The 15,313-nt window shown below is 59.6% G+C and carries 10 protein-coding genes; 5 read left to right on the top strand and 5 right to left on the bottom strand.

Annotated elements, in window-relative coordinates; all coding sequences use genetic code 11:
• Nucleotides 1-203: 203 nt before the first annotated feature.
• Nucleotides 204-2,189 (bottom strand): DNA primase, encoded by a 1,986-nt coding sequence (gene dnaG / locus PL597_RS02770; RefSeq protein ID WP_269823748.1) that lies wholly within the window; start codon nt 2,187-2,189, stop codon nt 204-206.
• A gap of 386 nt (nt 2,190-2,575) precedes the next feature.
• Entirely contained in the window at nt 2,576-3,028 is a 453-nt protein-coding gene (locus PL597_RS02765; RefSeq protein ID WP_173989812.1) for a GatB/YqeY domain-containing protein, read from the bottom strand.
• 335 nt (nt 3,029-3,363) lie between these two features.
• Here PL597_RS02765 and carA point away from each other — a divergent pair, with 335 nt between their 5' ends.
• Entirely contained in the window at nt 3,364-4,569 is a 1,206-nt protein-coding gene (gene carA / locus PL597_RS02760; protein ID WP_271364546.1) for a glutamine-hydrolyzing carbamoyl-phosphate synthase small subunit, read from the top strand.
• A gap of 37 nt (nt 4,570-4,606) precedes the next feature.
• Here carA and PL597_RS02755 read toward each other — a convergent pair whose 3' ends face one another.
• Nucleotides 4,607-6,004, bottom strand: a complete 1,398-nt coding sequence (locus PL597_RS02755) for an MATE family efflux transporter (protein ID WP_173989814.1) — start codon at nt 6,002-6,004, stop codon at nt 4,607-4,609.
• Nucleotides 6,005-6,332: 328 nt separating this feature from the next.
• On the opposite strand from PL597_RS02755, the gene mcpU reads away from it, so the two are divergent.
• Together mcpU and PL597_RS02745 are read left to right on the top strand one after the other, a co-directional pair.
• Nucleotides 6,333-8,423 carry a methyl-accepting chemotaxis protein McpU gene (gene mcpU / locus PL597_RS02750; protein ID WP_271364545.1) on the top strand — a complete coding sequence of 697 codons (2,091 nt, stop codon included), beginning with the start codon at nt 6,333-6,335 and terminating at the stop codon, nt 8,421-8,423.
• 122 nt (nt 8,424-8,545) lie between these two features.
• Nucleotides 8,546-9,025, top strand: coding sequence for a DUF2938 domain-containing protein (locus PL597_RS02745; protein WP_269823750.1), 480 nt, complete (start codon nt 8,546-8,548; stop codon nt 9,023-9,025).
• 39 nt (nt 9,026-9,064) lie between these two features.
• On the opposite strand, the gene ypfJ is transcribed toward PL597_RS02745, so the two are convergent.
• Nucleotides 9,065-9,973: a KPN_02809 family neutral zinc metallopeptidase gene (ypfJ, locus tag PL597_RS02740; protein ID WP_271364544.1), complete on the bottom strand. Its 909-nt coding sequence runs from the start codon at nt 9,971-9,973 to the stop codon at nt 9,065-9,067.
• Nucleotides 9,974-10,070: 97 nt separating this feature from the next.
• Nucleotides 10,071-10,559 (bottom strand): DUF2306 domain-containing protein, encoded by a 489-nt coding sequence (locus tag PL597_RS02735; RefSeq protein ID WP_269826265.1) that lies wholly within the window; start codon nt 10,557-10,559, stop codon nt 10,071-10,073.
• Nucleotides 10,560-10,651: 92 nt separating this feature from the next.
• Here PL597_RS02735 and PL597_RS02730 point away from each other — a divergent pair, with 92 nt between their 5' ends.
• On the top strand, nt 10,652-11,473 hold the full coding sequence (locus PL597_RS02730; RefSeq protein ID WP_137410739.1) for a LytTR family DNA-binding domain-containing protein: 822 nt from the start codon (nt 10,652-10,654) through the stop codon (nt 11,471-11,473).
• Between the two features lie 157 nt (nt 11,474-11,630).
• Nucleotides 11,631-15,119, top strand: coding sequence for a carbamoyl-phosphate synthase large subunit (gene carB / locus PL597_RS02725; protein WP_269826264.1), 3,489 nt, complete (start codon nt 11,631-11,633; stop codon nt 15,117-15,119).
• Nucleotides 15,120-15,313: the final 194 nt, after the last annotated feature.

The raw sequence follows: 15,313 nt of genomic DNA, 5'->3' as shown, positions 1-15,313 counted from the left end.
ATCCGCCAAGGCTCATTCCACTTTACTATTCATGAAATGGTGATTCCCGCTATTTCCCGCCCCGTCAAGCCTTTAAGGGCGAGACAGCCAAGGAAATTCTTAAAAAGAGCCGCATTTTGCGGGTTATCACCAGACTAACCCCTATTTAGGACGCCTGCCGCAAAAGGCAACCCCACCCGCCTTTCAATTCTTGGCCAGGCCTCTCAGCCATGGCCGAAGGCCGGCCCCTTCACCCGGCCGGACATGACCCCGAAACCATCGATGATAGCCTCCTGATTTTCCATACGACCGATTTCAAGCTGAACTTCGGCCAGCGCCCGCACCAGAAGTGTGCCGCGCTCGTCGTCTGTCGCTTCGGCGATTTCGCGCTCCAGTTCCTTTTTTTGCCAGAGCAGGGATTTAGTCCTCTTATGCAGGGAAAGAGCCTGCACGTATCCCTCGCGCGCATCCTCCATCGCCGCCTGCTCCGTCGCCGTCCACAGGCGGGCATTGCGAACCTGCTGATCCATCGCCTTAAGAAGCACCTCGAAACCCTGTTGCGACAGGCGCTCGATCAACCCCGCCCGCGAAATATCCGCCGCACTTTCCGCCGCATATGTCAGCACCGTCGACCACAGGCGCTGCAGATCGCGGTTCTCGTAATCGATGGCGGCGATCTCGTCATATTCCTCGAGCAGCAATTCGGGATGATTGACGATGGTGATGGCGAGAACGCTTTCCCGGAGCGAAGGCTTGGTCTGGTAACCCCTGACGAGACCCGATTGCGCCAGCCGGTCTGAAATGCTGCTGGCCGGTGCAGCCATCGCCCCGCCCCGCCCCGGCGCATTGCGCTGGAAACCGCGTCCCGCCGGCTGAGCGCCATTGCGACGGAAATTGCCGCCCTGCGCTCCGCCCTGCTGAAAACGCGGCTGGAAAAAACCGTTCAGCCTCTCGCGCATATCCTGTTGGTAAAAGCGGCGCACCGTCTCGTCGCCGATCACGGCCACGATCTGCCGCAGCCGGCTTTCGAGCTGGGCGCGCTTTTCCGGCGTATCGAAAGTGACGCCGGAGGTCTCACGGCTCCAGATCATCGCGGCAAGCGGCTTGGCTTCCGAAAGCACCCGGTCGAAGGGCGCACGCCCCTCCAGCCGCACGAGATCGTCCGGGTCCTTGCCATCGGGCAGAAGCGCGAAGCTGACGGAACGATCCGGCTTGATATGCGGTAAGGCGAGATCGGCCGCACGGTTTGCGGCGCGAATGCCAGCGCCATCGCCATCGAAGCAGAGGACCGGCTGCGGTGACATTTTCCAGAGAAGGTCGAGCTGGCTTTCGGTCAGCGCCGTGCCGAGCGGCGCGACGGCATTTTCCACACCCGCCTGATAGAGCGCGATAACATCCATGTAACCTTCGACGGCAATGACCGAACCGCCTGCCGCCTGCGAGGCGCGCCGTGCGCGGGCGAAATTATAGAGAACATTGCCCTTGTGAAAGAGCTCGGTCTCGTTGGAATTGAGATATTTCGCCACCGCATCCGCCGCCATGGCGCGGCCGCCGAAAGCAATCACCTTTTCCCGTGACGACAGGATCGGGAACATGATCCGGTCGCGGAACCGGTCATAGGAGACGGGCACATTCTCATGCACCACCAGCCCGCAGGCTTCCATCTGCTCCTTCGTCACACCCTTGCTCGCCAGATGCTCCTTCAGCGCATTGCGGCTATCGGGCGCATAACCCAGCCGGAACGTCTCGATGGTGCGCCCGGTCAGCCCACGATCGCGCAAGTAAGCCCGCGCCCGAGCGCCAAGCGCCGTTTGCAGCTGATCCTGAAAGAACAGCGTCGCCATTTCCATGACGTCCTGTAGCGAGGTCCGCTCGCGTTCCCGCTTTTCCGCCTGCGGATCGGGCTGCGGCATGGAAATGCCGGCCATGTCGGCGATCTGCTGCACGGCCTCCGGAAAATTTAAGCCCTCAAGCTCGGTCAGAAAGCGGAAGTGATCGCCGGAAACGCCGCAACCGAAGCAATGGTAGCGCCCCTTGCGATCCTCGCAATGGAAGCTCGGGCTTTTCTCGCCATGGAACGGGCAGCAGGCCCAATAATCCCCGCGCGACGTATTGGTCTTCTTCTTATCCCAGGACACACGTCGGCCGATCACATCGGAGATGCTCACGCGGTCGCGTATCTCATCGAGGAAAGAATTGGAAAAGCGCATGGGTTACCTGTTCGAGGCCAGTCTTTCATATAAGCGCAGAAAGGCTTGAGCACCAACCTAAAGAAAGACAATACCCGATATTCACAGGCTACAGAGATGAAAACGATGCCGCCATTGCGCCAGCTTCCGGCAAATTTATGGCGGTGCAACATCACCAAAAATTATGTTTTTGTAATTTGAGCGACGTGTTGCGACGATGTAAAAACAAAACATAGTCAAAGGCAGTGTTTGAAATTTCCATACATCTGCCGACACCCGCAGGCACGTCCCCCCGAAAAAGCCTGCGTGGAAGAGCATTTTGATCCGCCGGAATGCATCTTCGTCGGCAGAAAAAAGGCAGGGTAGCCATGGCTGCCCTGCCTTTACTTTCTCAGAAATGGCGAAAACTACTTCAGCAAATCCTTGACCACGCCGGAAGCCTTCGCGAAGTCGATCTGGCCGGGATAACGCTCCTTCAGCGTGTTCATGCACTTGCCCATGTCGCGCAGGCCGGCGGCGCCGGTCTCGGCGATGACGGCTTGGCAGAGTTCGCGCACCTTCTCGGCCGGGATTTCCTCCGGCATGAATTCCTTGATGATGACGATTTCCTCGCGCTCCTGAGCGGCAAGCTCGGGACGGCCGGCGCCTTCATAGATGTTTGCGGATTCTTCCCGCTGCTTCACCATCTTGGTCAGAATCTGCATGATATCTTCGTCGCTGACGGGGTCCTTGCCCACGCCGCGATTGGCGATATCGCGATCCTTGATGGCAGTCTGGATGAGACGCACGGTCGAGGTGCGGCGTGCATCACGACCCTTCAATGCGTCCTTCAAAGCGGTTGCGAACGTGTCGCGCATCATTTTTCTTCTCCTTGGGAAAGCGCTTTCCGCAGCGTCTTGATACGGAAACTTTCCACCTCATTTTGCGAAACGACATAAACGAGCAGACACGCTCAAGCAAATCAAATGCATAAGACCTTGAAAATACGGTGGTTTAATTCCGCGTAAATCTTGGCCCTGCGGTTGACCGCTTGGGCTGCTTTCGTTATTTTCCGGCACCTGCACGAGATTTTAACGAAGGGTCGGAACGCGAGCTTTATCGCGCGCCCCTTTATGTCACGAAGCCTGCGACAAAAATGGCCCCTTACCCCCTGCCTTTCAAGAGGCGGGGTGCGAAGCGGCAGAAACGGAACGAGATGACCGAGACAGCGCCCTGGACTACCCGCAAACCGACCGCAATGCTTGTTCTTGCCGATGGCACGGTGATTGAAGGAACGGGCATCGGCGCAACCGGCAAGGTTCAGGCCGAGGTCTGCTTCAATACGGCGCTGACGGGTTACGAGGAAATCCTCACCGACCCTTCCTATCTTGGCCAGATCGTCACCTTCACCTTCCCGCATATCGGCAATGTGGGCGCCAATGACGAAGACATTGAAGACCTCACACCCGCCGCCCGCCGCGGCGCCGTCGGCGTCATCTTCAAGGCCGACATCACCGACCCCTCGAACTTCCGCGCCGTCACGCATCTGGATGCCTGGCTGAAGGCCCGCGGCGTCATCGGCCTCTGCGGCATCGACACCCGCGCGCTGACGGCCTGGATCCGCGAAAACGGTGCGCCGAACGCGGTCATCGCCCATGATCCGAACGGCGTTTTCGACATCGAGGCGCTGAAGGCGGAAGCCAAGGCATGGAGCGGTCTCGTCGGCCTCGATCTCGCGATCGAAGCGACATCCGGCCAGTCCTCCACCTGGACGGAAACGCCATGGGTATGGAACAAGGGTTACGGCACGCTCGGCGAAGCCGATGCGAAGTACCACGTCGTCTGCGTCGATTTCGGCGTCAAGCGCAACATCCTGCGCCTCTTTGCCGGTCTTGACTGCAAGGTTACGGTCGTTCCGGCCCAGACCTCGGCGGAAGACATTCTGGCGCTGAAGCCGGATGGCGTGTTCCTGTCCAACGGCCCGGGAGACCCGGCTGCGACGGGCGAATATGCCGTTCCCGTCATCCAGAACCTCATCAAGACCGACCTGCCGATCTTCGGCATTTGCCTCGGTCACCAGATGCTCGGTCTTGCCGTGGGCGCAAAGACCGAGAAGATGCATCAGGGCCATCACGGCGCGAACCACCCGGTGAAGGACTTCACGACCGGCAAGGTTGAAATCGTTTCGATGAACCACGGCTTTGCGGTGGATACCAAGTCGCTGCCCGAGGGCGTCGAGGAAACCCATATCTCGCTGTTCGATGGCACCAATTGCGGCCTGCGCATCACCGGCAAGCCGGTCTTCTCCGTCCAGCACCATCCGGAAGCATCGCCGGGCCCGCAGGACAGCCACTATCTCTTCCGCCGCTTCGTCAACCTGCTGCGTGAAAAGAAGGGTGAGGCAGCGCTCGCCGAGCGCTGATACTTTTCCAATCCGGAAGTTACATACGGCCCGCTTCTCAGCGGGCCGTTTTCATTTCACGCTTCACAAGCAAAACGAAGCGGATGGTGAGAAGAACGGCAGCCGTCGAAAGACCGATCACGAAGCCGAACCAGACACCGCGCCCGCCGAAACCGAGCGGAAAAGCCATGGTCCAGGCAAGCGCCAGGCCGATCGGCCAATAGGAAATCAGTGCCAGCATCGCCGGTATGCGTGCATCCTTCAACCCGCGGAGCAGGCCCGCCGTGACCGCCTGAATACCATCCACCAGCTGGAAGATGCCGGCAATCACCACCAGACTGCTGGCATAGGCAAGCACTTCCGCCGCCTCGGGCAATTTCGCATCCAGGAACCATTTCGCCAGGAATTCCGGCACGGCCGCAAACAGGATGCCGCCGCAAATGGCGATGCCGCAGGCAATGGCATAAATCATGATCGAGGCGCGGATGAGGTTCTTGAAATCCCCCTGCCCCCGCGCCACGCCCACGCGAACCGTTGCCGCCTGGGAAAGACCGAGCGGAATCATGAAGGCGATGGAGGCAAGCTGCAGGGCAATACCATGCGCCGCAAGCTGCACGGTGCCGATCTGCCCCATCAAAATGGAGGCTGCAGCAAACAGCGTCACTTCGGCAAGAATGGTGATGCTGATCGGCAAACCAAGGCGCAGCACTTCGAAAAGCGCATGCCAGTCCGGTCGCCAGAAGCGCACGAAGAGCTCGTATTTCTTCGTTTCGTCACGCGTCTGCACATAAGCGACGATGAAGATGAAGCTGAAAGCGTTGACGATGACGGCAACGACGGCCGCGCCATTCATGCCCATGGCCGGCAGGCCGAAATGGCCGAACACGAGCGCGTAAGCCAATATACCATTCATGACGAGCATGATGATGGTTACATAAAGAATGACGCCAGCTCGGCCGATAGCGCTGACAAGCCCGCGCAGCACATAAAACAGCAATGCCGGTAGCAGGCCGAATTTGGCGATGGCAAGATAATGACCTGTCAATGCGGCCACGTCAGGGTTTTGCCCAAGCGCGAGCAAAATGCGCTCGGCATTCATGAAGATCGGGAGAGCCAGCAGCCAATAGGCGATCGCCACCCACATGCCCATGCGCAGCGATCGGCGCGCGGACGTTGCATCGCCCTGCCCGTAAGCCTGCGCTACCATCGGCACGACGGCGACGGAAAAGCCGGAGCCGAAAATGAAGACGACGAAAAAGAACTGCCCGGCCAACACCATCGCCGCCAGCTTCTCGGCGCCAAGCTGGCCGACGATGACCATATCCGTTGTATGGATGCCAAGCTGTGCGAGCTGCGCACCGATGAGCGGAATTCCGAGCGCAAGCGTAGCCTTAAAATGCGAAAACCACGACCCCGATCCGGAAGGAACGGTTCCTGCAACAACCGACGAAGACATTGTAATTCACCTGAACTTTGGCCGTTGCCCGCGAATTGCGCAACGGCAGCACAGGGATGAATAAAATAATCGCTGTCTGCATGCAACCGGCAGCAGTGCATGGTTAAAAATTACGCAGATCGGCAGCCAGGCGAAATCCGACCGTATTGCGCCCTGACGAAAGACAAATTTAGTCCAATTTTACCATTCGCCTCTATTTATTAGAACATCGGATAGTTCTTTAAAATCATAAGCTGCATGACGCAGAATATTCCCGCCTTTGAGGCATGTTTCCCCCATCAATGTTGAAGATGACCTCGCGGTACATCCGGCTTCAAGGATCTGTAGCTTGCCGAAGAAAACAAATCTCATGACGCGCATTCTTGTTGCCGCGTCATCTCTCGTCGTCGCAGCCTTTGCAGGCTTTTCCTATTACATCGACAGCCTACAGCATCGGGTTACGACCGAAGCAGTCGCGGAAAACATCGATTCCTCCGGCAAGCAGGCTGCGCAAAGCATCGCCAACTGGCTGAATGGCCGCATCATGCTGACGGAAACCGTTGCGAAAACGCTCGCCAAGCTCCCGGAGGACGACGCGAAGCTGCGGTTTCTGGAAAACGACGTGCTGACGGCACAGTTCATGTCGACCTATTTCGGCAACGCCGAGACAGGCACCTTCACAACCTTCCCGAAGACACCGCTGCCGGAAGGCTACGATCCGCGAAAGCGTCCGTGGTATCTGGATGCCGTGAAAGCCGGCAAGACGGTTCTGACCGAACCCTACAACGACGCCTCCACCGGCGGCCTCATCATCACCGCCGCCATTCCCGTTTCCATCGACGGCAAGCTTGCTGGTGTGACAGGCAGTGACTTCTCGCTGGATTCGCTGGTGAAGATGATCAAGTCGGTGGATGCCGGCACGGATGGGTACGCCTTCCTCGTTAGCAAGGACGGCAAGATTCTCATCCATCCCGACCCAAAATTTGTCGACAAGCCGCTGGCCGATCTCTTCAAGGTCGACACGCCGGCGATTTCCTCCGCGATTTCAAAGACCGAGATCGACGGCAAGGGCAAGATCACCAGCTTCATTCCCGTAGCCGGCCTGCCTTCGGTCGACTGGTATCTCGGTTTCGTGGTCGATTCCGACGTCGCCTACAGCGCAATCGGCCAGTTCCGGCTGGCGGCAACCATCGCCACGATCCTCGCAGCCACGATCATGATCGGACTTCTCGCAACCGTCCTTTCCCGCTTCATCGTCCGCCCCGTCACGCAGATGACGTCGGCCATGGAGGGGCTTGCCGCCGGCAATCTCGATGTCGCCATTCCCGGTCAGGAACGCACCGACCAGATCGGCTCGATGGCCGCAGCCGTTGCCGTGTTCCGCTCGAACGCCATGGAGCGCCTGCGCCTCGAAGGCGACGCCGAGCAGAACCGCACGCTCTCCGAACAGGAGCGCAACGAGCGGGAAAGAGCGGCAGCAAAAGACGCGGCGGACATCCAGTTCGCGGTCGACTCGCTTGCCAAAGGTCTGGCGCATCTTTCCGACGGTGATCTGAACTATCGCATCGACACGCCTTTCGTGTCCCGCATCGATCGCCTGCGCAACGACTTCAACAATTCCGTTGCCAAGCTGAATGCAGCGCTCAGCACCGTCGGCCAGAACGCCCGCGCCATCGACGCCGGCGCCGGCGAAATCCGCCAGTCCGCCGACGATCTCGCACGGCGCACCGAACAGCAGGCGGCGTCCGTGGAAGAGACTGCGGCGGCGCTTGAGGAAATCACCACCACCGTCAAGGATTCCGCCCGCCGTGCCGAAGAAGTCGGCCGTCTGGTCGACCGCGCCCGCAGCAATGCCGAACAGTCCGGCGTCATTGTCGAAGATGCGGTTCGCGCCATGGAGGGCATCGAAAAATCATCGTCCGAGATCAGCAACATCATCGGCGTGATCGACGAAATTGCCTTCCAGACGAACCTGCTCGCGCTCAACGCCGGTGTAGAGGCCGCCCGTGCCGGTGAGGCCGGCAAGGGTTTTGCCGTCGTCGCCCAGGAAGTGCGCGAGCTTGCCCAGCGCTCGGCCAATGCGGCAAAGGAGATCAAGACGCTGATCAACGCCTCGACATCGCAGGTGCAGTCCGGCGTCGATCTCGTCGGCAATGCCGGCAAGGCGCTGGAAACCATCGTCCGCGAAGTGCAGGAGATCAATCGCCACATCGACGCTATCGTGACCTCATCGCGCGAACAGTCGACCGGCCTTCAGGAAATCAACACAGCCATCAACACCATCGATCAGGGTACGCAGCAGAATGCCGCCATGGTCGAGGAACAGACGGCCGCAAGCCATGGGCTCGCCTCTGAAGCGGCAGCGCTCAACGAGCTGCTCGCACAATTCCAGCTTGCTACGGCAAGCCAGCGCCAAGCGGAATATGGGCGGGCTGCGTGATGGCAAAAAAGAAAATGGCCGGAGCGATCCGGCCATTTTCTTGTCCGCCCCGGCAATAGCCGGTTTCCGCCACCGGCGCGATCCGCTAGAGCTTGATCGATCATGATCATGCGGAGGGATTCATGCTGGAACTGATTTGGCGCGGCATTGCCATGGGCATTGGCGGCACCGTGTTTATGGATATATGGGCAATCGTGCTGCACCGGTTCTTCGGCCAGTCCGCGCCGAACTGGGCGCCGGTCGGCCGCTGGTTCTGGCACGTGCCGAAGGGCCGGATATTTCACGACAGCATCGCCACGGCTGAACCCTATGAGCACGAACTGGCACTCGGTTGGATTTCGCATTACGCCGTCGGCATTCTTTATGGCATCGTTCTTGCTCTGGTGGTCCCGGCCGCGTGGTTTGCCAATCCTTCCTTCATTGCGCCGTGGGTCGTCGGCATCATAACGGTCGGCGCGGGCTGGTTCCTGTTGCAGCCGGGACTCGGTATTGGCTGGGCGGCATCGAAGACCCCCAACCCGAACAAGGTCCGCTTCCTCAACCTTGTGGCCCATACGGTTTTCGCCCTCGGCATGTATGCCGTGGCGCTTTTGATGCGCTAAATGAAAAGGGGGCTGAAAAGCCCCCTCTCCTGTTGATTCTCAGATATTCGCCGAGAACGTATCGCAGTCCTCGACACGGCCGCTCTGGAAACCGCGCTTGAACCACTCCATGCGCTGCGCGGAGGTACCGTGGTTGAAGCTGTCAGGCACGACATAACCCTGTGTCTGCTTTTGCAGCGTATCGTCACCGATCTGGTGGGCGGCGTTCAACGCTTCCTCAAGATCGCCGGCCTCGAGAATGCCCTTCTGCTCGGTAAACTTGCCCCAGATGCCGGCATAACAATCCGCCTGAAGCTCGACACGCACCGACATCCTGTTGGCATCCACCTGGCTCATCGACTGGCGGCGACGGTTGAACTCCGGCAGGACACCGGTGAGATTCTGTACGTGGTGGCCGACCTCATGCGCAATGACGTAAGCCTGCGCGAAATCGCCAGCGGCTCCGAAACGCTGATCCAGTTCCTTAAAGAAGTTGGTATCGAGATAGACCTTGCGGTCACCAGGGCAATAAAACGGGCCGCTGGCAGCGGAAGCATTGCCGCAGGCGGAAGACACCTGGCCGGAGAACAGCACCAGTGTCGGTTTTTGATAGGTTTCACCGGCAGACTGGAAGATACCGCTCCACGTATCCTCGGTCTCCGCCAGCACGGTGCGTACAAAGGCGGTCGTCTCATCGGACGACTGGCCCTGCGGACGCGTGCCGGACTGCTGTTGCGTCGTGCCGCCGCCGTCCATCGACAAATCGCCGCCGGTCAGCAGCGTCAACGGATTGATGCCAAGCACCCAGCTGATCAGAAGGATGACCAGAAGGCCGCCGATCCCTATACCGCCGCCGCGACGCCCGATTGGCACGCGCATCCCGCCACGGGAAAAAGGATCGCCTGATCCCGCCGACATGCCGCGCCGGTCCTCGATATTGTCCGACTGGCGGCGCCCTCTCCATTCCATGCTCTTCTCCCGGCGGTTCCGCCTCAACAAGCTGCCATATAACGGCACTATAATACATCTTGTTCCGGAAGAAAGCAGAGGCGGCAAACGGAGTCTCTCACGCAGTCCTGCGTCTTTGTTTCAGCACGATCACAAACAGGAAGGTAAACAGGACAGCGCCAGCCAAAAGCGCCACAAATCCGGCTCTGCCATCACCAAAAGCAACCTCGTGCATGATGCGTCCCGGAACGAAGGTGAAGCCTCCGGCAATCACGATGCCGCCGAGATAAACGCTCTGCATGATCCGCATGTGACGGGCGATATCGCCGCGGCGCGCAAAATGGACCGATTGCAGACATCCATAAATGGTGAAGACGGAGAGCAGGTGGATGGGGCTGAAACCATAAAACATCTTCAGCTCATGGATGAAGAAGGTTGAAATGGAAGTCGTCACCATCAGCATCACCCAGATCTTGCCGAGTAGCCGGTGAATGGCGTCGCCCTTGGGACGCAGGAAAATGAAGGCGCCGAGAATGGCCGCAGGAACGACAGTGGCGACATGGAATTGCACGGCAAGCGGTGCGTCTAACAATGGCTGAAGTGACATGGGCGCTGTTTCGGCTCGGTTGAAATCACCGGCAATTTCGGCAAAACATGCGCTCAGGAAAAACGGATTGACGCCAACCGCAGGAAAACTTCGTGGATCACCCGTATCTGCAGTCCACGCTTCGTGAAATGCACGCCATCCTGCAATCGTCCAGGCTATGGCTGACATTTCTCGCGGTGCTGGCGATCTTCATCGTGACCGGGCCTTTCGGCACGAGCGAAACCATGAGCTTCGCAGAGCGGCTGCTTTACTGGACAATCGTACAGGCCGGCGCCTGGATACTTGCCATATCCTTTTCCATCGTCGCCAACCGCGTCTTCGCCGATAATATCAGGAATATGCTGGCGCGCATGATGATCGGCTCGCTGACGGCCGCCCTGCCGATAGGGCTCCTGCTTACCATCACCAACCGGATCTTTTCGGGCACGGAAATGGGTTTCGGCCCATTTCTACAAAGCAGCCTGTCATCCCTGCCTCTTTGCGCCATCTTCTGCCTGCTAAGCTATCTCACCGCCAGCCAGTCGCTTGCAACAGCGCCAATCGCCATAATGGGCACAGGCAAAAACACCGGATGCGAGGTGAAAAGCACCGCGCCGCTGCTGGAGCGACTGCCGCCGCAAAAGCGCGGAGAATTGCTGCGACTGTCAGTGCAGGACCACTATACTGAAATCGTCACCACGCGCGGGCGTCATCTCGTTCTGCTGCGTTTCTCCGACGCGCTGAAGGAAATAGGCCATACGGAAGGCTTGCAGGTGCACCGGTCGCACTGGATTGCCGATGCCGACGTTACCTTGCTGCGCAAACGAGCCGGTCGCCTGCACGTGATCACGAAAGACGGTACGGAAATCCCCGTCAGCCGCTCCTATAGTGCAGCGGTCCAGGCCCGTTTCACCGCACATGCGCCTGCCCGTTAAGAGTTTCTGTCGATTCCGGAATTTATGGGGTTCCGTTCTCAAAAACATTTGCCTATAAGCCGCTTCTAGCCTGAAAACATTTGAATTGCGCTCCCCGGCCGGTGATCTTCCACCCTGGCCGGTGTTTTGCGCAACCAAAAAGCGGAACGAGAGAGCCATGCCGAAGCGCCAAGATATCAAGTCCATCCTCATCATTGGCGCAGGCCCGATCGTCATCGGTCAGGCATGTGAATTCGACTATTCCGGCACGCAGGCCTGCAAGGCGCTTAAGGAAGAAGGTTACCGGGTCATTCTGGTCAACTCCAACCCGGCCACGATCATGACCGATCCGGGCCTTGCCGACGCAACCTATGTCGAGCCGATCACCCCTGAAGTCGTCGCCAAGATCATCGCCAAGGAGCGTCCGGACGCGCTTCTGCCGACGATGGGCGGCCAGACGGCGCTTAACACCGCGCTTTCTCTCAAGCGCATGGGCGTTCTCGATCGCTACAACGTCGAAATGATCGGCGCGAAGCCCGAAGCCATCGACATGGCGGAAGATCGCGCGCTCTTCCGCGAGGCCATGGCCCGCATCGGCCTTGAAACCCCGCGCTCGATGCTGGCCAACGCCACCGAAATCAAGGATGCCGACCGCAAAAAGCACGAGGCCGCCCGCACCGAGCTGAAGAGCAAGCTTTCAGGCCCCGATCTCGACAAGGCGCTGGACGATCTCGAAAACCAGTGGAACCTCGGCGAAACCGACCGCAAGCAGCGTTATATGGCCCACGCCATGGCGATTGCCGCTCAGGCCATCGATCATGTCGGCCTGCCCGCCATCATCCGCCCGTCCTTCACGCTCGGCGGCACCGGCGGCGGCATTGCTTATAACCGCTCGGAATTCTTCGATATCGTCTCGGGCGGTCTCGACGCCTCGCCGACGACGGAAGTTCTGGTCGAAGAATCGGTGCTCGGCTGGAAGGAATATGAGATGGAAGTCGTCCGCGACAAGGCGGACAATTGCATCATCATCTGCTCCATCGAAAACATCGATCCGATGGGTGTCCACACGGGTGACTCGATCACCGTTGCACCGGCGCTGACCTTGACCGACAAGGAATACCAGATCATGCGCAACGCCTCGATTGCGGTGCTGCGCGAGATCGGCGTCGAAACCGGCGGCTCGAACGTGCAGTTCGCCGTCAATCCCAAGGATGGCCGCCTCGTCGTCATCGAAATGAACCCGCGCGTCTCGCGCTCGTCTGCTCTCGCATCGAAGGCAACCGGCTTCCCGATTGCCAAGATCGCCGCCAAACTCGCTATCGGCTATACGCTGGACGAACTCGAAAACGACATTACCGGCGGCGCGACCCCGGCATCGTTCGAACCGTCGATCGATTACGTCGTCACCAAGATCCCGCGTTTCGCCTTCGAAAAGTTCCCGGGCGCATCGCCGATCCTCACCACCGCCATGAAGTCGGTCGGTGAAGTCATGGCCATCGGCCGCACCTTTGCGGAATCGCTGCAGAAAGCGCTGCGTGGCCTCGAAACCGGCCTCACCGGTCTCGATGAAATCGAAATCCCCGGTTACGAAGAGGGCGAAGGCTCCAAGAACGCGATCCGCGCCGCCATCGGCACACCGACGCCGGATCGGCTGCGCATGGTCGCCCAGGCGCTGCGCATGGGCATGACCGAAGAGGAAGTCCACGAAAACTCCAAGATCGACCCGTGGTTTATCGCCCAGTTCAAGGCCATCGTGGATACGGAAGCCCGCATCCGCGAGCACGGCCTGCCGCAGGATGCCGAAAACCTGCGCATGTTGAAAGCCATGGGCTTCTCCGATGCCCGCCTCGCCAGCCTGACCTCCAAGCGCCCGAAGGAAGTGGCCGAGCTGCGCAACAGCCTGAACGTCCGCCCGGTCTTCAAGCGTATCGACACCTGTGCGGCCGAATTCGCGTCGCCGACCGCTTACATGTATTCGACCTATGAAATTCCCTTCGTCGGCGCAGCCCGCTCGGAAGCGCAGGTCTCCGACCGTAAGAAGGTCGTCATCCTCGGCGGTGGGCCGAACCGTATCGGCCAGGGCATCGAGTTCGACTACTGCTGCTGCCATGCCGCCTTCGCGCTGAAGGATGCCGGCTTTGAAGCGATCATGATCAACTGCAACCCGGAAACCGTTTCCACCGACTACGACACCTCCGACCGTCTCTATTTCGAGCCGCTGACGGCCGAAGACGTGATCGAAATCATGCGCGCTGAACAGGAAAAGGGCGAACTCGTCGGCGTCATTGTGCAGTTCGGCGGCCAGACCCCGCTGAAGCTCGCCGAAGCGCTGGAAAAGAACGGTATTCCGATCCTCGGCACCGCGCCCGATATGATCGACCTTGCCGAAGACCGCGACCGCTTCCAGAAGCTCTTGATGAAGCTCGATCTTGCCCAGCCGAACAACGGCATCGCCTATTCGGTCGAGCAGGCCCGCCTCGTTGCCTCGGAAATCGGCTTCCCGCTGGTCGTTCGCCCGTCCTACGTTCTGGGTGGCCGCGCCATGCAGATCATCCATTCGGAAGGCCAGCTCCAGACCTATCTGCTCGACACGGTTCCGGGCCTCGTACCCGAGGACATCAAGCAGCGTTACCCGAACGACAAGACCGGCCAGATCAACACCCTGCTCGGCAAGAACCCGCTGCTGTTCGACAGCTACCTGACCAACGCCGTGGAAGTGGACGTCGATGCGCTGTGCGACGGCGAAAGCGTCTTCGTCTCCGGCATCATGGAGCACATCGAAGAAGCCGGCATCCATTCGGGCGACTCGGCCTGCTCGCTGCCGGTCCGTTCGCTGTCGAAGGAAATCGTCGACGAGCTGGAGCGTCAGACGACGGCGCTCGCCAAGGCTCTCAATGTCGGCGGCCTGATGAACGTGCAATATGCCATCAAGGACGGCACGATCTACGTTCTCGAAGTCAATCCGCGCGCCTCGCGCACCGTGCCTTTCGTTGCCAAGACCATCGGCGCGCCGATCGCCAAGATCGCCGCCCGCGTCATGGCCGGCGAGAAGCTCGATCCGGCGATTGCCGCTTACGGCGAAAAGCCCGATCCGCGCAACCTGAAACACATCGCCGTCAAGGAAGCCGTCTTCCCCTTCGCGCGCTTCCCCGGCGTTGACATTCTGCTCGGACCGGAAATGCGCTCGACCGGTGAAGTCATCGGCCTCGACACGGATTTCGCGCTCGCCTTCGCCAAGAGCCAGCTCGGCGCCGGCGTCGACCTGCCCCGCTCCGGCGCGGTCTTCGTCTCGGTGCGTGACGAGGACAAGGAAGGCGTTCTGCCGGCCATCCGCATTCTCGTGGAAAGCGGCTTCAAGGTGCTGGCCACCGGCGGCACCCAGCGTTTCCTCGCCGAAAAGGGCATCAACGCCGAAAAGATCAACAAGGTGCAGGAAGGCCGTCCGCATATAGAAGACGCCATCCGCAACCGTCAGGTCCAGCTCGTCATCAACACCACCGACAGCAACAAGGCGATTTCGGACTCGAAGTCCTTGCGCCGCGCGACGCTGATGCAGAAGGTGCCTTACTACACGACGATGGCGGGTGCGGAAGCAGCAGCGCTTGCCATCCAGGCGCTGAAGGCCGGCAATCTGGAAGTGAAGCCGCTGCAGAGCTACTTCAACTAAGCCTTCCGCGGGAAAGCCCGCAGGGTTGAAAACAAAAACGCCGCGGGTCACCAAACCCGCGGCGTTTTCTTTTGCGCAATGCCGCCGCAATACCGGCTCTGCCAGCGGTGAGTGCGCAGAAGCCAACCCTGATCACAATTCTCAATGGCCCGGACAGGCTTGAAGGCAGCCGCGAGCAATGTCGCACTCGCAAT

The sequence above is a fragment of the Agrobacterium sp. ST15.13.013 genome (assembly GCF_027956525.1).
Classification (GTDB): domain Bacteria; phylum Pseudomonadota; class Alphaproteobacteria; order Rhizobiales; family Rhizobiaceae; genus Agrobacterium; species Agrobacterium salinitolerans.
This window is presented reverse-complemented; position numbering and strand designations above follow the sequence as displayed.